The following is a 20307-nucleotide window of genomic DNA, read 5'->3' on the forward strand; positions in this document are numbered from 1 at the left end:
AGAAACGCCAAACACGAGGCGGCATCCTGGCCCCGAAGCTGCTCGCAACTGGACCCCGGCCTACGCCGGGGAACGATTCAATTCGGCTCGTTCACGCAAACGCGCTTCAGCCGCGCAGGATGTGATAGATTCCCGCCATCGGCTGGACCATGCCGCGTGCGGTAGCGATGTTCAGCGCGGTCGCGTCAACCTGTTCGACCGACGCCACCTCGACCCGCATCCGGTCGTGCAGTGCGCGGATCGAACAAATGTTGCTCTCCCCGCCAAGCGCCGCCAGCACTGCGGGATCGAGCGTGCCCGCGTCCGGTGCAGCGGCGGGCCTGGCCACTGACGGTGCGACTGGAACGGCGGGTTTGCCAAGCGCGCCGCGAATCTCCTCCGCGATCAGGTCGGCGAGCGGACCCATCACCACCTGCGCCGCATTGGCCGAGGGTCGAATAATGCCACGCGCACCGAGCGCAGCCAGCGCCGCATCGTCGATCGCGCCCTGATCGACGACGATCAGCCGAAGCCGGGTCGTACAGGCGTCCACGCTGGTAAGATTCGCCGCGCCGCCCAATGCCGCGACAAATGCGCTTCCGCGCTCGCTCTGGTCGATCGTCGTCGCGGCCCCGGCGCCCGCCTCCTTCTCCCGCCCCGGCGTCGCCAGGTCGAGCTTGCGGATGAAGAAGCGGAACAGTCCGTAATAGAGTGCCGCATAGGCTATCCCGACCGGGATCAGCAGCAGCGGCCGGGTTGAGAGGTTGAAGTTCAGCACATAGTCGAACAGCCCTGCCGAGAAGCCGAAGCCCAGCTTGACGCCCAGCAGGTGCATCAGCGCCATCGCGATACCGGTCAGCAGCGCGTGGATCGCGTAGAGCAGCGGCGCGAGAAACATGAAGGTGAACTCGATCGGCTCGGTCACCCCGGTCAGGAAGCTGGTAAAGGCCAGGGAAAAGAGCATTCCCCCCACCGCCTTGCGCCGCTCGGGCCGCGCTTCGTGGTACATGGCAAGACATGCGGCGGGCAGGCCGAACATCATCACCGGGAAAAATCCCGACATGAACGCGCCCGCGCCGGGATCGCCCGCGAAGAAGCGGCGCAGGTCGCCGGTCACGCCGCCATAATCGCCGATCACGAACCAGGCCACATTGTTGATGATGTGGTGGAGGCCGGTGACGATCAGCAACCGGTTGAGCACGCCATAGGCGAACAGCCCGATCTCCCCCGATCCGACCACCGCTCGGCTCGCCACGTCGAGCGCGCTGCTGATATGCGCATAGCCATAGCCGATCGCCGCCGCGAGCAGCAGCCCGGCAAGGCCTGAGGCGATCGGAACGAACCGCCGCCCGCCAAAGAATGCGAGATATTCCGGCAACGCGATCGTCGCGAAGCGGTTGTAGAACTTGCCCCCGATCAGGCCGGAGAGGATGCCGATCGGCACCTCGAGCCGGTCGATCTGCCCGGTCGCCCATGCCTTGGCCGCGAGTGCGGCTGCGGCTTCGGGAAGTCCCGCGCCGATATCGGCGGGAGCGATCATGAAGGTCTGCGCGCCGGTCGTCGTGGTGAGGTAGCAGGTCACCCCCGCCAGCGCCGCCGCGCCATTGCCGTCGCGGGCAAAGCCCACCGCCACGCCGATCGCGAACAGGATGCCGAGATTGTCGAAAATCGCCGCACCCGCCGCCGAGACGAAGGCGATGTCCAGCAGGTCGGGTTGGCCGATGCGCAGCAACAGGCCGGCGATCGGCAGCACCGCGATCGGCAGCATCAGCGCGCGGCCCAGGGGCTGGAGCGCTTCGAACAGCTTCTTCATGCGCGGGTCTCCGCAAAGGCGCCGGCAAGCGCGCGAACTTCGGCGGCGGAGGTGCAGTTGAGCGCCGTCTCCGCATGGGCCTGCGCCTCCGCAAGGGTGACGGCGCGGACGATCGCCTTGGCCTCGGCGACGAAGCCGGGGACGGCGGACAATTCGCTCGCGCCCAGTCCCACCAGGATCGGCACCGCCAGCGGATCGGAGGCAAGGCCGCCGCACACCCCGACCCAGCGCCCGGCAGCGGCTCCACGCCGGCACGTTTCCGCGATCATCCGCAGCACCGCCGGGTGCAGCGGGTCGACCTCGGGCGCGACCGCCGGATTACCACGGTCCATCGCCAGCACATATTGGGTCAGGTCGTTGGTGCCGATCGACAGGAAATCCGCCTCGGTGGCCAAGAGGTCGGCGGTGATCGCGGCGGCGGGCGTCTCGACCATCACGCCGATCTCGACCGGATCGCCGATGCCCAGCTCGCTGCGCAGCCGGTCGGCGATGGCGCGCACCGCGCGAATTTCGGCGACGCTGGCGACCATGGGCAGCATGATGCGGCACTGGCCGAAAGGCGCAACGCGCAGGATCGCGCGAATCTGGGTCTCGATCAGCGCGGGATGCGCCAGCCCCACCCGGATGCCACGCAGCCCCAGCGCGGGATTCTCCTCCGCTGCGAAGGGGATATAGGCGGCGGGCTTGTCGCCTCCGACATCGAGCAGCCGGACGATGACCGGGCGGCCGGGCAGGGCTTCGGCGATACCCTGATAGGCGGCAAGCTGCTCTTCCTCCGACGGCGCGGCATCGCGGCCCAGGAACAGGAATTCGCTGCGCACCAGTCCCGATCCCTCGGCCCCCTGCCCGGCGGCGGCTGCCGCGTCCTCGACGCTGCCGACATTGGCGAACAATTCGATCCGCACGCCATCGGCGGTGTGACAGGGGTCGGCGGCGGTGCTGCGGGCAAAGGCGCGGCGCGCCTCGCGCGCGGCGAGCCGGTCGACGAACGCCGCCTGCGCCCCGGCATCGGGTGCGATGTGCGCCAGGCCCCCTTCGGCGTCGAGCAGCAACGTCGCCCCGTCGGTCGCGGCGTCCAGCGCATCGCCCATCGCCACCAATGCGGGCAAGCCCATCCCCGCGCACAGGATCGCGACATGCGATGTCGGCCCGCCGCGGGCGAGGCACAGCCCCGCCGGACGCGATTCGGCAAGCGTCACCAGTTGCGAAGGGAGGAGATCGTCGGCGACCAGGATTGCTCCGGGCGGCGTCGCTTCGGCATCGGCAGGCGCGCCGGTCAGCGCCGCCAGCACCTGCCGCTCGATATCCACCAGATCATCGATCCGTTCGGCAAGATGGGCATTGCCGGTCCCGCGCAGCACATCGATCTGGTCATGCACCGCCCCACGCCACGCGAAGCCTGCGCTCGTACCCTCGGCAATCCGCGCCTCGGCGGCCGAGGCGAGGCCCGGATCGTCGAGCAGGGCAAGATGGGCCGACATCACCGCCGCTACCTGCGCACTGCCCGTAGCGGCGCGCGCGGCGATCCGCTCGCGCACCGCTGTTCGGGCGCTGGCGAGCGCCGTGCGTTCCACGTCGATTCCGGCGCCATCGCGTTGCACGGCAATCGCGGCGCGGTCGATCCGCACGACCGGCCCCATGGCGAGGCCAGGCGAGGCAATCACGCCGCCGATCTGGCCCGGCTCGAGCACCGTCTCGGCAAGCGGCGCTGCTGCGGGCCGGGGCACTGCGGCGCCTTCGCCCATGTCCGAACCCAGCAGCGCGACCATCGCGGCGAGCGCCGCCTCGGCATCGCCGCCGCGCGCTTCCACCGTCACGCTGTCGCCCAGCTTGGTGCCGAGCGCGAGCAGCGCCACCGGGCTGCGTGCGTCACCGCGCCGCTCCCCCAGCACCAGATGCACATCTGCCTCGAACCCGCGCGCGCAGGCGCCGATCCGGGCGGCGGGGCGGGCATGGATGCCGTGCGGCAGCGCCAGCGTCACCGATTGCGCGATCACCGTGCCGTCGTCGGACCAGCGGCGCGCATCGGCAGCGACCGGGGTCAGCGCCATCAATTCCTCGCACGCCCCGATCGCGCGATCGACTGTGCGGTGCGCGATGGTGAAGGCTTCGGAATTGGTGACGATCACCGGGGTGATCAGACTGGCGGAGGCAAGTCCCACCGCATCCAGGTCGAACCGGATCAGCGGATCGCCGCGCGACACGCGGTCGCCCGCCTTGACCAGCGGGGTAAAGCCCCGGCCTTTCAGCGCCACCGTCTCCAGCCCGATATGGATCAGGATCTCCGCACCCTCGGCGCTGCGCAGCGACACGGCATGGGCGGAGTCGTGCAGCGTCACCACCTCCCCGTCGAACGGCGCGCAGACCGTGCCGTCGAGCGGATGGATGGCGACGCCGTCGCCCATCATGCGCTCTGCAAAGACCGGATCGGGAACCTGTTCGAGCGGGGCGGCCCAGCCCCGGAGCGGCGAAGTGACGATCAGCGCCATCGTGTCGCCGTTCCTTTCTGTCAGTGGGCCGCGCGCGCGGGCGCGAGGATGGGCTGGTCGATCGGCTCTCCCCCGATCCAGGTGCGGCGCGGGCGCAATTCGGCATCAAGCCACACCCAGTCGGCACGGAGGCCCGGGGCGAGCGCGCCGCGATCGGACGCAAGCGACAGGAAGTGCGCGGGCGTGGTGCTCGCCATCACCGCGGCGTCGGAAACGGACAGGCCGGTCACCTCCACCGTGTTGCGCAGCGCCGAGGCCATGTCGAGGTGGGTGCCCGCCAGCGTGCCGTCGGTGAACACGCAGACGCCATTGCGTACCAGGATCTTCTTCCCCTGAAGCATGAATTCGGTGGCCTCGGTGCCGACGGTCGGCATCGCGTCGGTCACCAGCATCAGCCGCTCGATTCCCTTGGCCTTCACTGCGATGCGGACGGCGGCGGGGTGGAGATGTGCGTCGTCGACGATCAGTCCGCACCAGATATCCGAATCGAGCGCCGCACCGACCATGCCGGGCGCGCGATGGTGCAATGGCGACATGGCGTTGAACAAATGGGTGACGCCGGTCAGCCCTGCGACGATGGCGCGCTTCGCCTCGTCATAGCTGGCATCGGTATGCCCGGCGCTAACGATCACGCCGTGGCGCGTCAGCGTCCGGATATCCTCCGCGTCGCATTGTTCGGGTGCCAGCGTCAGCATCACCCGGCCGCGGCGCGGCGCGATCAGCAGGTTCAGCGTGTCCGCGTCGAGGCGGCGGATGCGGTGCGCTTCATGGATGCCGCGCTTGACCTCGTTGATGAACGGCCCCTCGACATGGATGCCGACCACGCCCGGTTCGCCGCGTTGGATCGCGCTGTCGACCGCATCCAGCGCGGCGGCGATCTGGGTCGGGGTGTCGCTGATGAGCGTGGGGAGGAACGCGGTGGTGCCGAACTTCGCATGTGCCGCACCGATCGCGGCAATGGCGTCGGGATGGGCATGATCGTTGAACAACACCCCGCCGCCGCCATTGACCTGGCTGTCGATAAAGCCGGGCAACAGCCACCCGCCGTCCAGGTCGATCGCTTCGTCCGCGCGTCCGGTGCCCGCCGGGTCGACCACGACGATGCGGCCACGCGAGACCGTAATATCGGCGCCGTCCAGCACCCGTGCAGGGGTCGCGATGCGCCCGTTGGAAATGCGGACGATCATAGAGTCTCGGTAACCTTGTTGAGATGGGGCGGCGAATCGGGATCGCATCCGCGCGCCAGCGAAAGTGCATTGGCCATCTTGTAGAAGCTCTGGACCAGCAGGATCGGCTCGATCGCCGGATGCGCGGCAAGCGCGGGCAGCTCCGCCTCGTCCGCGACTGGATCGGCGAGCAGAACCTGTGCGCCGCGCGCACGGAACACGTCGGCGGTCTCGCGCACGCTCGCGCCAGCCCGGTCGCTTCCCCCCAGCGCCAGCACGTGGAAATCGCGCCCGACGATCGCCATCGGACCATGCCGCACTTCTGCCGCGCTGAAGCTCTCAGCATGAAGCGCACAGGTTTCCTTGAACTTGAGCGCCGCCTCCTGGGCGATGCCATAGCCATAGCCGCGTCCGAGCACGAACAGGTTGTCGGCCTCAGAAAGCGCGGCGACGCCCGCCGACCAGTCGAGCGCCCAAGCCGAACGCAGCCGATCGGGCAGCGCATCAACGGCATCGCGCAGGTCAGTATCTCCCGACCAGACCGCGGTCAGTGCGGCGATGGCGGCGAGCGAGCAGATATAGGATTTGGTCGCGGCGACCGATCGCTCCACCCCTGCGGACAAAGCAATCACTTCATCGGCAAGGTCACGCAACGGCGCGTCCCCGGCATTGACCAGCGCGACGACATAGGCGCCCGCGCGCTTGTGGAGCGCGATGGTGGCGAGCAGATCGGGGCTCTTGCCCGATTGCGAGATCGCGATGACCAGCCGGTTGCCCGGAACGACCGGCGCGTCGAACAATGTGGCGACGGACAGCGCCGCAGACGCGACCGGAATGCCGACCTGGGTCTCGATCAGATATTTGGCATAGGTGGCCGCATGATCGGACGAGCCGCGCGCGCAGGTGACGACCGTGGTGGGCGGGGCATCACGCAGCCGGGCGGCGATCCGGGCGAAGCCATCGGCATTCGCCGCCAGCATCCGGGCGACCGCATCGGCGCTTTCGCCCGCCTCGCTCTCCATCAGGGTCATGCCGCCGGCCAATGCCGATCCCGCTGCCATGTCGCTCAATCACCCCTTGATCCGGCCATGGCGGCGAGGGCCATGCGGTATAGTGGTACTATATAGGTTATATTGGTCCTAACAAGATGCTTTTGCATCGCATCAGATTTTGACGAACCAGCGCTTGCGCCGCAGCCACTCCATGGCGCCCCAGATCAGCAGCATATAGAGCGCAACGGGAATGAGCGAGGCCAGCGGATCGCCCATCGTGGCGCGGCCCGCATGGAAGGGGACGAGCAGCAGGTCCCAGGTCACCACGCTCGCGGTCAGCTGGTGCAGCGTATAGGCGGCGATGGCGTTGGCGCCGAACGCGATCATCGCGGTGGCGGCGATACCGGGCGCGCGGTCTTCGCGGTCGAGCAGGGGATGCAGCAGCGTGAGCGCAAGCACGGTGATCCCCGCAGTGACCAGCACGAAGCTGCTCGACCAGATATCCTTGACGATCGGGAAGGCGAAGCTCCAGGCAAGGCCGAGCGCGAGCATCGCGCCACCGACGATCGCCAGGCTGCGCGTCTGCCGCCCTTCGCCCCGGGCCAGCATCTCGCCGATTGCGACCCCGATCAGGCCCTGGGCAATGGCGGGCAGGGTGCCGAGAATCCCCTCCGGGTCATAGCCTTCCGGCCCCTTCACATAGAGATGGTCGCCCAGCAGCACGCGATCGACCGAGGCGACGAAATTATGCCCGCGCTGCCAGAGGTCGTTGGGCAATCCGTCGAGCGCCGGGATCAGGGTGAGCGGCCAATAGCCGATCAGCAGCACCGCGATCATCGCCAGCCTCACCCGCGGCCCCGCGGCGAGGAACAGCAGCGCGCAGGCGCCATAGACCAGCCCGATTCGCTGGAGCACGCCGAAGATGCGGAAGTCGCCGCTCGCAAACTGCGCCGCCCAATAAAGGTTGGACAGAATGAGGCCGAGCAGAACCAGCCGCCCGGTCCGTGCGAGGATTCGCCCTTGCTGGGGATTGTCCGGGCCATGGCTACGCAGCGAAAAGGGAATCGCGATCCCGACCATCGTCAGGAATCCGGGAAAGACCAGATCGGCAAGCGTCAGCCCTTCCCAGCTTTTGTGGAGCAGGATCGGCGCGACTTCGGCCTGCGCGCCCCATTTCATCGCCGCTGCCGAATTGACCAGAATCATCCCGGCGACCGTCAGACCGCGCAACACATCGAGTGAAATCAGGCGCATCGCACATTCCCCCTTGCCGACAGCTCGTCCCCAGCGAACGATTCCTGCGCTGCCATCATTTTGCAATAGACAGCATCTCAGATTTGTAGTCTATTGGTAATAGCCCAATGGCGTAATTGGTCTCATCAACGGTCGGTAGGGAGCGGACCGGGGGCCAGCAAAAAGATGGGGAGATCGGGCATATGGTCGGACAGACGGTCACCGCTGCGCATCGGCGCAAGCTGCTTCATGGAATCTGCATCGCGGCGCTCGCGGGGGCGACCATCGTCCCGGCGGCGGCGCAGGACACCGCGACCGAGGCCGCGACCGAAGATGATGGCGAGACGGTCGTTATCACCGGGATTCGCGACAACCTCGAATCGGCGCAGAACCGCAAACGCTATGCCGATACGGTGGTCGATTCGATCACGGCGGAGGATATCGGCTCCTTCCCCGACAAGTCGGTTGCGGAGGCGCTTCAGCGTGTTCCGGGCATCACCGTCATCCGCTTTGCCGGTACCGACGATACCTCGCACTTCTCGGCCGAGCCGTCGGGCGTCATCGTTCGCGGCCTCAATCAGGTCCGCTCCGAATTCAACGGTCGCGACACGTTCAGCGCGAACAGCTCGCGCGGGCTGAGCTGGCAGGATATCTCGCCTGAGTTGCTCGGCGGGATCGATACCTACAAGAACCAGACCGCCGATCTGATCGAAGGCGGCATCGCCGGCACCGTCAATCTGCGCACCCGCCTGCCGTTTGACAGCGACGGGCGGATGATCTCCCTCTCGATCAAGAACACCTATGGCGACATCGCCGGCAAATCGACGCCGGAGATTTCCGGGATCGTCTCTGATCGCTGGCAGACCGGCATCGGCGAGATCGGCCTGATGCTCAATGGCGCCTATGCGCACGCGATCACTGCCAGCCAGGGCGTCCAGTTCGATCGCATGGGCGTGTTCGACGGCGTGTTCGGGCCGGGCAAGCAATATATTCCCGGCGGCATCTCGATGCGCGAGAACGAATATGACCGTAAACGGTACGGCATCGCGGCGGCCTTCCAGTGGAAATCAACCGACGAATCGATGACGCTCACGGGTCAGTATCTGCGTTCGCAGTACGACAATAGCTGGCGCGAATATTCCGTTCTTTCCAGCGCGTTCGGTCCCGATCTCTATGGGCGGCCGAGCGATTTCGAATATACCGACGGCAGCCAGATTCAGCCGCTTCAGGGTACGGGACCCTTCACCTTCGACGAGGACGGCAATTTCCTGTCGGGCTGGTGGTCGGCCCCGCGCCCCTATGTCGGGGAAGGCAACGACAATCTGGGACTCGGCCTCAACGAGAATGGCGAGGCATTCTACAATCGTTGCTATGCCTGGGAAGGCTGCACCAACCCGCAACGCGCACCGCAGGTCGACGCCTCCGCCAATGCGTTGCGCAACCGTCAGATCACGCAGGATTTCGGCCTCAATTTCCGCTGGGACGTGAACGATCGGCTGCGCCTGACCTTTGACGGGCAATATGTCGATGCGAGCGTAAGCAACTACAACGCATCGGTGCTGGCGCGCAGCTATGCCAACACCTTTGTCGACCTGACCGGTAAATATCCGCGGCTCGAATTCTCGCCGCTCGTCGCGGACAATATCAACCTGTCGTCGGGCGGGCTGAACAATCCCAACAACTATCACTATTACGCGATCACCGATCATACCGAGGACAGCAACGGCGAAGAGATCGCGCTGCGGATGGACGCGGAATATTCGGTCGAATCGAGTTGGCTGAATGCCATCAAGGTCGGCGCGCGCTATGCCGATCGCGATCAGACGGTGCGCTGGGGTGCCTATAACTGGGCCAATATCTCGAACACCTGGACCTATACCCAGGCGCCCTATTTCAACATCGACAGCCCGGTATATCCGGCGGGATCGACCCAGATCCACACGTTCGGCGGCGATTTCTTCGCCGGCAACCAGATGAATCACAACTCGTTCGTGTTTTTCAACATGGACAATCTGGTCAACCGGGAGGCGTTGGCCACATCGCTCGGGCGCCCGTCGATCGGCGTCGGCGAATATTATCCGGTCTGCTCGGGCCAGGGCTATCGCGCCGGTGAGACGATCGAGCGCGACTATGGCTGTTACCTGCCCAGCGAAATCCATCGGGTGAGCGAGCGCACCGTCGCCGCCTATGCGATGGCGAAGTTCGGCGGCGATGGTCTGGCGATCGGTGGGGTCAAGGTCTCCGGTAACCTCGGCGTTCGATTGGTCTGGACCCAGGACGCGACCGTGGGCGCGACGACCTTTGCCAATCCGTTCACGACTTCCGACCTGACCTGCGACCGCGGCCTGGACGGTGCCGGCAATCCGACCGCCACCGCCGGTTGTGTGATTTCCCCCACGGAAATCGCGTTCAACAACGGCGCGACCGTGGCGGATACGACGAGCGTCAACCATTTCCACGCGCTGCCCAGCTTCAACATCAAGTTCGACCTGACCGACAAGCTGGTGTCGCGCTTCGCCTATTCGCGGGCGATGTCGCGGCCCGATTTCGGCCTGTTGCGCAATTACCTGACGATCAACCGGCTGAGCCCCAATCTCAACGATCCGACCAATCCGCTCGTCACGCGCAACCCGGCCGGTGAAGCGATCGCCTATGACTGGCAATATACCGGCACGTCGGGCAATCCCGGCCTGAAGCCGATCACTGCGGACCAGTTCGATCTGACGCTCGAATATTATTTCGCGCGAGCCGGGTCCTTCACGATCACCGGCTTCTACAAGCAGTTCTACGATTATATTCAGGCCGGCCAGTTCAACCTGACGATCCAGAACAACGGCGTGACGGAGAATGTCCGGCTCAACCGTCCGGTCAATGGCGAGGGCGCGGGCATCTATGGTATGGAAGCGTCGTTCCAGACTTTCTTCGACTTCCTGCCCGGTGCGTTGAGCGGCTTTGGCGTCCAGGCGAACTACACCTATGTGAAGAATGACGGGATCGAGACGGTCAACCTGACCAACGAGACCGGTGCCGGAACGGTCGGTGGCGGCCTCGACTACGAAACGTCGGCGGTGAAGGCGAATGCACTCGAAGGCATTTCGAAGCACAGCTTCAACCTGGTCGGCATGTACGAAAAGGGCCAGGTGTCGGCGCGCGTCGCCTATAACTGGCGCTCCAAATATCTGGTGACGGCGATCGACTGCTGTATCGGTTTGCCGATCTGGCAGGACGCAACCGGCTATCTCGACGCCTCGATCCGCTTCCGTGCCACCAACAATATCGAGTTCGTGCTGGAAGGCTCGAACCTGCTCGGCACCGATACGGTGCTGTACCAGCAGGTCGACTCGACCGGACTGCTGAAACCGAACGCCTGGTTCAAGAACGACCGGCGTTTCCAGTTCGGCGTCCGGCTGAGCCTGTGACCCGCGACCCGGCGCCGGTCCCTCACGGGGCTGGCGCCGGAACCGCGCGGCGCGAGAGTTGGATTCAGCTCCGCTGAATCGCGGCACCGGCCCGCTCCCCACCCGGCCACCCATAGGATACTGGCGCTGGGTGGCCGGGTGGGGGAGCGGGCCGGTGCCGCAACCGTTTCAGCTTTGCTGAAACAAACGCTAGGGTCGCACGAGATGAGCGGGCGGTTGGATATCGTGATTGTCGGCGGGGGCACCGCCGGGTGGATGTGCGCTGCAGCGTGCGCGGCCAAGCTCGACCCGCGCCGCTATCGCGTGCGGCTGCTCGAATCCGAAGAGATCGGGACCGTGGGCGTCGGCGAAGCGACGCTGCCGCAGATGAAGGACTTCAACGACTTTCTCGGCCTCGACGAACGCGAATTCATGGCCGCGACCCAGGCGAGCTTCAAGCTGGGCATCGAATTCGTGAACTGGGGCCGGCAGGGCGACCGCTACATTCACCCCTTCGGCACCTTCGGCCGCCCGGTCGGCGAGGCGGATTTCTTCAGCTATTGGGCGCGGGCGAACATCGCCGGGACCGCCGCGCCGCTGTTCGACTATTGCTTTCCGATCGTGATGGCGAAGGCCGATCGTTTCATGCTGCCCAACGGCAATCCGGACGATGTCCGCAATGCCTTTTCCTACGCCTATCATCTCGATGCCTTTCTCTACGCCCGCTTCCTGCGGCGCTGGGCCGAGGCGCGCGGGATCGAGCGGGTGGAAGGGCGGATCGTCGACGTCGAGCGCGATGGCGAGGATGGCCGGATCGCGGCGGTGACGATGGCCTCGGGCGCGCGGGTCGCCGGGGACCTGTTCATCGACTGCTCGGGATTCCGCTCGCTGCTGCTTGGCCAGACCCTCGACGTCGGGCTTGAGGACTGGTCGCACTGGCTGCCCTGCGACAGCGCCGTCGCGGTCCCCTCGGCCCGGTCGGACGCCTTCACCCCCTACACCCGCGCGACCCGGCGCAGTGCAGGCTGGCAATGGCGCATTCCGCTCCAGCACCGCACCGGCAATGGCTATGTCTATGCGAGCCGGCACATCTCGGATGACGCGGCGGCGGCAGCGCTGCTCGCCAATCTCGACGGGGAGGCGCTGGCCGACCCGCGCGTACTGCGCTTCAAGGCAGGCAAAAGGCACCAGGGCTGGTCACATAACTGCATCGCCATGGGTCTGGCGGGCGGGTTCCTGGAGCCGCTGGAGTCGACCAGTATCTATCTGGTGCAGGTCGCGATCATGCACATGCTGACCCTGCTCCCTGCAGAGCCCGCGATCGACCCCGCATTGCCCGCCGAGTTCAACCGCGTCCTCGACATCGAATATGACCGGATCCGCGATTTCCTGATCCTCCACTATGTCGCCAACGCCGCCGATGCGCCGTTATGGGAGCAGGTTACCTCGATGAAACTGCCCGACACGTTGCGCGACAGGATCGACCGGTTCCGTCATCGCGGCCACGTCCCCGCCTATCGCGACGGCCTGTTCGGCCCGACCAGCTGGCAGGCTGTCTTTGTCGGACAGGGCATCGTTCCACAGGCGGCGGACCGGCTGGCGGATATCCTGCCGGATGCCGTGTTGGCCGAACGGCTCGACGCGCTGTCCGCGACGATCGCCTATGGCGTTCAGAGCGCGCGCGACCATGCTGCCTTCGTTTCCGATTATTGCCCGGCGCCAGCGCCGTGACCGGCCCCGTCGAACGCGTCGCGGTGCTGGGCGGCGGTGTTGCCGCGCCGATGGCGGCGCTGGCGATCCGGCGCGCTTTCGGTCGGCTGGGCGTGTCGGTCACCTGGCACGACGATAACACGCGCCCGTCGCGCCATGCGGCGCTTGTCGCTCCGCCCGATCTGGTCGGCTTTCACCCGCTGCTCGGGCTGGGCGACGCCGCGCTGATCGATCATGCGCGCGCAACGCTCACCCTGGGCCAGCAATTTGTGGGCTGGGCAGGGGGCGATGACGCCTTCCTCCATGCCTATGGCGATGCGGGAACCCCGTTCGCCTCCCTGCCCTTCCTCCAGCACTGGGTCCGCGCGCGCCATGCCGGGCTGCGCGTTGCACTGGAGGATTTCTGCCTCGCTGCGGTCGCCGCAAAACAGGGCCGGGTCGGGTCCCCGCGTGATCCCTCGACGTCTCAGGCGGTCAAACCCGGGCGCCATCTCGATGCGCCTGGCTATGCCGCAGTGCTGCGCGCCGGATGCAAGGCGGCGGGGGTTCGGATCGTCGCCGCCGATATGGCGGTCAAGGCTGACCTGATCGTCGATACGCGCGACGATGCCGATGCCGATGCCGATGCCGAGCGCGATGCCGCGCCGCTCTGCGACCGGGTGATCCTGGCGTCGGCGGCGCCCATCGACCCCATCCCGCTTCATGGACGCATCGTCGCGCATGACGCAGGGTGGACGGCGCTGACCCCGCTGGCGGATCGTATCGCGATCACTTGCCACTATGCGTCGGCGCATATGAATGAGCAGGCCGCGCTCGATGCGCTGCAAAGGGCGGTCGCGCGACCGGTTCAGGCCGATCCGGCGGTTGCTGTCGGCGGGCGGCGCATCCCGGGCTGGAGCGGGAACCGCCTCACGATCGCACAGCCCGACGGGATCGCCGCGACGCTCGACGGCGCGGGCCTGACCGAACTGCAACTCGCCATCGCACAGTTGATCCTGTTGTGGCCGATCGACCGCACGGCGATGCCCGAAGCAGCGCTGTACACCGACGAACTGCGCGGCACCCGCGCACGCGTCGCCGATTTTTCCGCGCAGCATTTTCGCCTCGCCACGCGCAGCGGATCGCCCTTCTGGGATGCCGCCCGGGCGGCACCGATCTCGCGCGAGCTTGCCGCCAAGATCGACCTGTTCGCTGCACGCGGCATGGTCGCACATTTCGATCATGAGGCGCATGTCGATGATGGCTGGGCCTTGTGCATGGCCGGGCATGGCGTGGTGCCGCGCAGCCACGACGCTCAGGCGCTGCTGGTCGAGGATCAGGCATTGTTGGCCGAATTTCAGCGCCAACTGCGCGCCGTCGCCGCAGCGGTGCGGGGGATGCCGACCCATGCGCAGGCGCTGGCGGCACTGCGGAGCGGCGGACAATGAGCGCGCGTACGCGCCCGATCCGGCGCATTGTCATTCTGGGCGGCGGCAGCGCGGGCTGGATGACCGCTGCCGCGCTCGGTCGCGCGCTGGGGGGGCAGCGGCACAGCATCACGCTGGTGGAATCAGAAGCGATCGGGACGGTCGGGGTGGGCGAGGCGACGGTGCCGCCGATCCACGAGTTCAACCGCTATCTCCGGATCGACCCCGCGGAATTCCTGCGTGCGACCAGCGGGACGATCAAGCTGGGCATCCAGTTCGACGGCTGGGGTGGTCCCGCCAACGCCTATTTCCATCCCTTCGGCTATCTTGGCGTCGAGATGGGCGGCATCCATTTCCACCATTACTGGCTGCGGCATCTGGCGCAGGGCGGCGATCCCGATCACGCGCCCTATAATCTCGAAACGCTCGCCGCCCGCGCGGAACGGTTCGCGCCCGCCACCCGCATGGGGCCGGTGCATCATGCGGTGCATTTTGACGCCACGGGCTATGCCCGGTTCCTGCGCGGTCATGCCGAGACATCGGGAGTGGTGCGCGTCGAAGGCAAGGTGGCGGAGGTGCGCCTCGATCCCGAGGACGGGTTCATCGACTCGCTGCTGCTCGACGACGGGCGGGTGATCGAAGGGGATCTTTTCGTCGATTGCTCGGGCTTTCGCGGCGTGCTGGTCGAGGGGGCGCTAAAGACCGGCTATGTCGACTGGCGCCAGTGGCTGCCCTGCGACAGCGCAGTCGCCATGCCTGCCGCGCGCGAGGGCGACCCGCCGCCCTTCACCCGATCGATCGCGCGCGAGGCGGGGTGGCAATGGCGCATCCCGCTCCAGCATCGCGACGGCAATGGCTATGTCTATTCGAGTGCGCATCTGGAGCATGACGCGGCGGCGCGGCTGCTGACCGAACGGCTGCCCGGCGCGCCGCTCGCCGAACCCAACCGGCTGCGCTTTGCCGCGGGCCATCGAAAGCTGATCTGGAACCGTAATTGCGTGGCGATCGGCCTGGCTGGCGGGTTTCTTGAGCCCCTCGAATCGACCTCAATCCATCTGATCCAGACTGCGATCGTCCGGCTGCTCGCGATGCTGCCGCGCGACGGGTTCGATCCCGGCGTCGCCGCGCGGTTCAATCGCGACACGATCCGGGAGGTCGAAAATATCCGCGATTTCGTGATCGCCCATTATGCGCTCGCCGGGCGCGACGATACGCCCTTCTGGCGCGATGTTGCAGCGGCGGGCATTCCCGACAGTCTGGCCGAACGGATCGATGTGTTTCGCGCGACCGGCAATATCCTGTTCGAACCCGGCGACCTGTTCGGCCCGACCAACTGGTATTGCGTGCTGGCGGGACAGGGGGTGCGACCGGCAAGCTGGCATCCCATCGCCGACGGCCTGTCGCCCGAAGAACTGGCGCGGCGGCTGGCGACGTTGCGCGGGCGGGTGGCGGAGCAGCTCGCCGAGCTTCCGCCGCACACGGAGTTTCTTCGAGCCCTTTAGCCGCCGTTCAGTTCGGCGACCACGTCATAGGCGTCGCCGCGATAATAGCTTTGCGTGAACTCGGCGGTGCGCCCGTCGGACAGGAAGCCGCGACGCTCGATGAACAGCCCCGGTGCGCCCGGCTCGATCCCCAGAACCTCGGCCTGTTCGGGCGTGAAGGCAATCGCGCGCAACCGCTGCAGCGCGCGTACGGGCAGATGGCCATGCGCCTCCAGCGCCTCGTACAGCGAATTGCCCACCACCTCGACCGAGGGGAGGCAATAGGCCGGGATCGTCGCATATTCGAGCGCCATCGATGTATCGTCGGCATAGCGGATGCGGTGAAAGCGATAGACCATCGAACCGGGCGACAGGCCCAGCGACAATGCCTCCTCCGGCGTTACCGACCCGGGGGTCTTGCTCACCCATTCGCTGTACGGACGGCGCCCGCGCGACACCATGTCCTGCGAAAAGGAGGTGAGCTTGGAAAAGCTCTTCTCGACGCGCGGGCGGCTGACGAACGTTCCGGCGCCCCGGCGGCGCGCGACCAGCCCGTCGGTGACCAGCCCGTCGATCGCCTTGCGCACGGTGATGCGCGACACGTCGAATTCCTCGGCCAGGTCGCGTTCGGTGGGGATCGCCTCTTCGGCCTTCACCACCTGTCCCTCGATCGCGTCGCGCAGGATCTTCTGAAGCTGGAGATAGAGCGGGGTCGGGTCCTCTTTGTGCAGCGGACCCACTCGTTCGATCAGCGACAAGGACGTAGCTCCACCTTCGGCCCGGCGCACGCGCGCCATGCCTTCATGTGTTTCATTGGTATCCAACCGTCAATCGTTCGCGCGCTCGATCGGCGTGGAAAGGCCGCGATGGAGGGCGCGGGTGAGCGCGTGATCGGGCGTATCCTGCGACAATTCCCAAACCATCACCCCGCCTGCTCGCGCGCGTGCCAGCGCCGCCTTGCGCTCGATCGTCGCCGGGCCGTTATAGGTGATGTAACGGCACCCGGCGCAGGCGCTGCCGATCAGATCGGCCTCGGGCGCTGGGGCGAGGCGCGCGGCGATATCGCGATAGGACCAATTGGGCGCCTCTCCGCCAAAGCCATAGCCGTAAAATGGCACGCCCAGAACCAGGCGCTCGGGTGCGACCCCCCGCGCCAGCCACAGCGCCAGATCGCGCTCCGCCATCGCCAGCGTCGCATGTTCCGCGCCCGCCTGCCCCCAGCTTGGCCCGATCGCGTCATAAGACATGACGTTGACCAGATCGAAATAGCGGATCGACGCGGTCGGGATCATGCCCCCTTCATAGGATGCGGTCGCGCAGGTGAGCAGCTTGCCGCGCGCCTTCATCGCCTCGGACAACAACGCGACGAACGGGACATAATCGCCCGCCCGGTCGATCGCGGTGAGCAACTCACCCTCCAGATCGACATCGATCCCGTCGAGCCCGAGCGTATCGGCCAGCGCGACGAGCGCTGCCGCTGTCGCCGCACGCTTCTCCGGGCGCAGCAGCGCCTTCCAGTCGCCCGAACAACCGGGGATCACCCCGCCCGCGACCGACACGAGCACCTTTGCGCCATGCGCCCGCAGCCGCGCGACCGCCGCGCGCACCGCATCGACGTCCAGCGCCGCCCCGCCCGGACCTGCCATGCAGGTCATCTCGCCGTCGCGCACGAACGCGCCTTCGGCATCCGGGTTGGCGAAGGCGAGGTTGAAATGGGTGTAGCTGGGCAGATGCGTCCGTGCGATCGTAACGTCCAGCCCCTTGAACGTGGCGACATAGCCTACCACCACCGGGCGTTTACGCGCCTGCGCAGAAGGCAATACTAATATGAAACCAATCAGTGCGAATGCAATCACGCGGATGAGCATTGCGAGGGGCATTGCCGGTTTTCTCCCTGACGTCCGGCGTTTTCGACGCCCGTTGACCATTGGGCAGCGACATGACAAATTAGATACAAATTGTCGAGCGGGAGCGAACAGATGCGCAAATTGGCGGTGACTGCGGGACTTGCACTGGCGCTGGCCACCGCTTCTGTCGCGCCTGCCGCCGATCGCGCCGACGCGCCGTCGCAGGCGGCGCTCGATACGCTCGCGGGGACGCTGGGCTATCGCATGGCGGTGGTCGACAATCAGCCGAAATGCCCCGAGGGAGTCCCCGCCTGCTTTCTCGCGACGATCACCCTGACCCTCCCCGACACGCTGCCTTCGGGGCTGCCCGACAAGGGACTCTCGCTCTATTTCAGCTTCGTCAACCAGCTGCCCCGTGTCGAAAGCGACCTGTTTGATCACCAATTGGTCAATGGCGACCTGCAGCGGCTGACGCTGAAGCCCGGCGCTGTGCTCAAGCCCGGCGCGCGGCACGTCATCAAGCTATGGGGCGTCGGCTCGCATTTCTCGCGCGCGGTGGTGATGCCCAACGCCTATCTGGTTGCTGAGGGGGTGGAGGCGCGGACCATCGCCGCGACCCGCCAGGTGATCGACCCCGACACCGGTCTGCCGGAACTCCCCTTTCTCGATCCCATGGCCGACGAGGCGCGGCTTGCCACGAAGGGCGGCGGTGACGCGACGCGGTGGCTCACTGCCGAACGCGCCTTCGCGCTCCAGGCCGAACGCGCGGCTCCGCCCGCCAGCGGCGTCGTGATCCTTCCCAGGCCGATTCGCGCGGACCAGGGGAACGGCGCCGAGATCGATCTGACCCGCGGGGTGCGTGTGTCGATCAAGGGCGTCGGCAATGCCGCGATCGCGCCGGGGCTCGCCGCGCTCGGCGTTCAGTTGAACGGAACGCTTCCGCTGCGCATTCACGTCGACCCCGCGGCCAAGCTGGCGGCGGGCGGCTATCGCCTGACGGTCGCTGCGGACGGCGTGGCGATCGCGGCGAGCGATGCGGCGGGGGCAAGCCATGCGCTGCGCTCGCTCGCGCAACAGGCGGCGTTCGAAGCCTATCGGATGCGCCCGCTGACCGTCACCGACGCGCCACTCTACCGCCATCGCGGTCTGCACATCGATCTCGGTCGCAACTTCCACGGGCGCGACCAGCTGCTCAAGCTGGTCGAGGCGATGGCCGCATACAAGCTCAACAAGCTGCACCTGCACCTTGCGGAGGACGAGGGCTGGCGGATCGAGATTCCGGCGCTCCCCGAACTGGCGCAGATCGGATCGAAGCGGTGCCATGATCCGGCCGAACGCAGCTGCATCCTGCCCCAGCTCGGCGCCGGTCCGGACGGGAGGAGCGGGGTCAACGGCTATCTCAGCACGGACGATTATGTGGCGATCGTGCGGGCGGCGGCCGCCCGGCAGATCGAGGTGATCCCATCGATCGACATGCCCGGCCATTCGCGCGCGGCGATCGTCGCGATGGAGCGGCGCCACGAACGGCTGATGGCGGCGGGCAAGGCGGAGGAGGCGAACGCCTATCGCCTGATCGATCCGGCCGACACGACCAAATATCGCAGCATCCAGAATTACGACGACAACACGCTCAACGTCTGCATCCCCGCGACCTATCGCTTCGTCGATACCGTGGTCGATGCGCTGGCTGCGATGCACGACCAGGCCGGGGTGCCGCTCAGGACCTTCCACCTCGGCGCCGACGAGACGGCGGGTGCCTGGGTCAAGTCGCCTGCCTGCGCGAAGATGATCGCCGACAATGGCGGCGATGCGCGCAACCTCACGCCCCGTTTCATCGAGAAGGTGGCGACCACGCTCGCCGCGCGTGGCATCCGCGCAGGCGGCTGGAGCGACGGCATGGGGCACACCGATCCCGCGAACATGCCGAAGAACGTCCTCACCAACATCTGGGGGGTGCTGCACACCGGCGCGATCCGCGAGGCGCACGATCAGCTGAACCGCGGGTGGGATGTGGTGCTGTCGATCCCCGATCTCGGCTATTTCGACATGCCCTATGCGCCGCATCCGCAGGAGGGCGGCTATTATTGGGCCTCGCGCGGGGTCGATACGCATCAGGTGTTCGGCTTCATGCCCGGCAATCTGCCCGCCAACGCCGCGACGATTCGAGACATCATGGCGCAGCCCAAGCCGATCGAGGACCAGCCGGTGCTTGAAGCCGGACGCCGCATCGCGGGCATTCAGGGGCAATTGTGGAGCGAGACGATCCGCACCGACGCGCAGGTCGATTATATGCTCTTCCCTCGGTTACTGGCTCTGGCCGAACGCGCCTGGACCCCGGCGCGCTGGACCCCGGCCTATGCACCCGGACAGAGCTATGGCTGGCAGGATGCGCGGGTCGATCACGCCGCGCGCGACGCCGACTGGCGCAATTTCGCGGGGCGGCTCGCGGCGCAATTTCCGTTGCTGGAGCGGATCGGAATCGCCTATCGCGTCGCGCCTCCCGGTGCCCGTATCGCGAACGGGGTGCTGGAAGCGAACAGCGCCTTTCCCGGGACCGCGATCGAATATCGTACTGGCGGCGAAAACTGGCTGCCCTATCGCGGTCCGGTGGCGGTGAATGGCCCGGTCGAACTGCGCAGCCGCTCGTTCGAGGGCGCCCGCGCCAGCCGGACAGTCAGAGTTGAGTCTTCTGCCGACCGTTGACCGCCGCGCATTGTGAGTTCTTCGTTCCGGCCCCAAGCCGAGCGGAATCCCCTTCGCCGTCGCCCTGTTTGAGGGCGGCGGCGAAGGCAT

General features: G+C 66.7%; 12 protein-coding genes. 5 read left to right on the forward strand and 7 right to left on the reverse strand.

Going from position 1 to position 20307, the window contains the following annotated elements; all coding sequences use genetic code 11:
* Nucleotides 1–106: 106 nt before the first annotated feature.
* The 5 genes from nagE to FPZ54_RS17055 all read right to left on the reverse strand — a co-directional run bounded on the left by nagE (nucleotide 107) and on the right by FPZ54_RS17055 (nucleotide 7693).
* Nucleotides 107–1792 (reverse strand): N-acetylglucosamine-specific PTS transporter subunit IIBC, encoded by a 1686-nt coding sequence (nagE, locus tag FPZ54_RS17035; protein ID WP_145849016.1) that lies wholly within the window; start codon nucleotides 1790–1792, stop codon nucleotides 107–109.
* Nucleotides 1789–4281 carry a phosphoenolpyruvate--protein phosphotransferase gene (gene ptsP, locus FPZ54_RS17040; protein ID WP_145849017.1) on the reverse strand — a complete coding sequence of 831 codons (2493 nt, stop codon included), beginning with the start codon at nucleotides 4279–4281 and terminating at the stop codon, nucleotides 1789–1791. The genes nagE and ptsP overlap by 4 nt, the downstream gene beginning before the upstream one ends.
* A 20-nt stretch (nucleotides 4282–4301) precedes the next feature.
* Nucleotides 4302–5468: an N-acetylglucosamine-6-phosphate deacetylase gene (nagA, locus tag FPZ54_RS17045; protein WP_145849018.1), complete on the reverse strand. Its 1167-nt coding sequence runs from the start codon at nucleotides 5466–5468 to the stop codon at nucleotides 4302–4304.
* Nucleotides 5465–6508, reverse strand: coding sequence for an SIS domain-containing protein (locus FPZ54_RS17050; RefSeq protein ID WP_145849984.1), 1044 nt, complete (start codon nucleotides 6506–6508; stop codon nucleotides 5465–5467). The genes nagA and FPZ54_RS17050 overlap by 4 nt, the downstream gene beginning before the upstream one ends.
* Before the next feature lie 102 nt (nucleotides 6509–6610).
* The gene (locus tag FPZ54_RS17055) at nucleotides 6611–7693 is read right to left on the reverse strand and encodes an acyltransferase family protein (RefSeq protein WP_145849019.1); all 1083 of its coding nucleotides are present in this window, start codon (nucleotides 7691–7693) and stop codon (nucleotides 6611–6613) included.
* A 182-nt stretch (nucleotides 7694–7875) separates the two neighbouring features.
* On the opposite strand from FPZ54_RS17055, the gene FPZ54_RS17060 reads away from it, so the two are divergent.
* From FPZ54_RS17060 to FPZ54_RS17075, 4 genes are all read left to right on the forward strand, one after another.
* Nucleotides 7876–11091 (forward strand): TonB-dependent receptor, encoded by a 3216-nt coding sequence (locus tag FPZ54_RS17060; RefSeq protein ID WP_145849020.1) that lies wholly within the window; start codon nucleotides 7876–7878, stop codon nucleotides 11089–11091.
* 204 nt (nucleotides 11092–11295) lie between these two features.
* Nucleotides 11296–12801 (forward strand): tryptophan halogenase family protein, encoded by a 1506-nt coding sequence (locus tag FPZ54_RS17065; RefSeq protein WP_145849021.1) that lies wholly within the window; start codon nucleotides 11296–11298, stop codon nucleotides 12799–12801.
* Complete coding sequence (locus FPZ54_RS17070; protein ID WP_145849022.1) at nucleotides 12798–14207, forward strand: tryptophan 7-halogenase; 1410 nt, start codon at nucleotides 12798–12800, stop codon at nucleotides 14205–14207. Before FPZ54_RS17065 ends, FPZ54_RS17070 begins: the two co-directional genes overlap by 4 nt.
* The gene (locus tag FPZ54_RS17075; protein ID WP_145849023.1) at nucleotides 14204–15688 is read left to right on the forward strand and encodes a tryptophan halogenase family protein; all 1485 of its coding nucleotides are present in this window, start codon (nucleotides 14204–14206) and stop codon (nucleotides 15686–15688) included. The genes FPZ54_RS17070 and FPZ54_RS17075 overlap by 4 nt, the downstream gene beginning before the upstream one ends.
* On the opposite strand, the gene FPZ54_RS17080 is transcribed toward FPZ54_RS17075, so the two are convergent.
* Together FPZ54_RS17080 and FPZ54_RS17085 are read right to left on the reverse strand one after the other, a co-directional pair.
* The gene (locus FPZ54_RS17080) at nucleotides 15685–16425 is read right to left on the reverse strand and encodes a GntR family transcriptional regulator (RefSeq protein WP_145849986.1); all 741 of its coding nucleotides are present in this window, start codon (nucleotides 16423–16425) and stop codon (nucleotides 15685–15687) included. The genes FPZ54_RS17075 and FPZ54_RS17080 overlap by 4 nt on opposite strands.
* Nucleotides 16426–16494: 69 nt before the next feature.
* Nucleotides 16495–17487, reverse strand: coding sequence for a glycosyl hydrolase family 18 protein (locus tag FPZ54_RS17085; protein ID WP_186456814.1), 993 nt, complete (start codon nucleotides 17485–17487; stop codon nucleotides 16495–16497).
* Between the two features lie 159 nt (nucleotides 17488–17646).
* Between FPZ54_RS17085 and FPZ54_RS17090 the strand changes: the two genes are divergently transcribed.
* The gene (locus FPZ54_RS17090; protein WP_145849025.1) at nucleotides 17647–20217 is read left to right on the forward strand and encodes a family 20 glycosylhydrolase; all 2571 of its coding nucleotides are present in this window, start codon (nucleotides 17647–17649) and stop codon (nucleotides 20215–20217) included.
* Nucleotides 20218–20307 lie beyond the last annotated feature (90 nt).

The organism is Sphingomonas suaedae (genome assembly GCF_007833215.1).
GTDB classification, from domain to species: domain Bacteria; phylum Pseudomonadota; class Alphaproteobacteria; order Sphingomonadales; family Sphingomonadaceae; genus Sphingomonas; species Sphingomonas suaedae.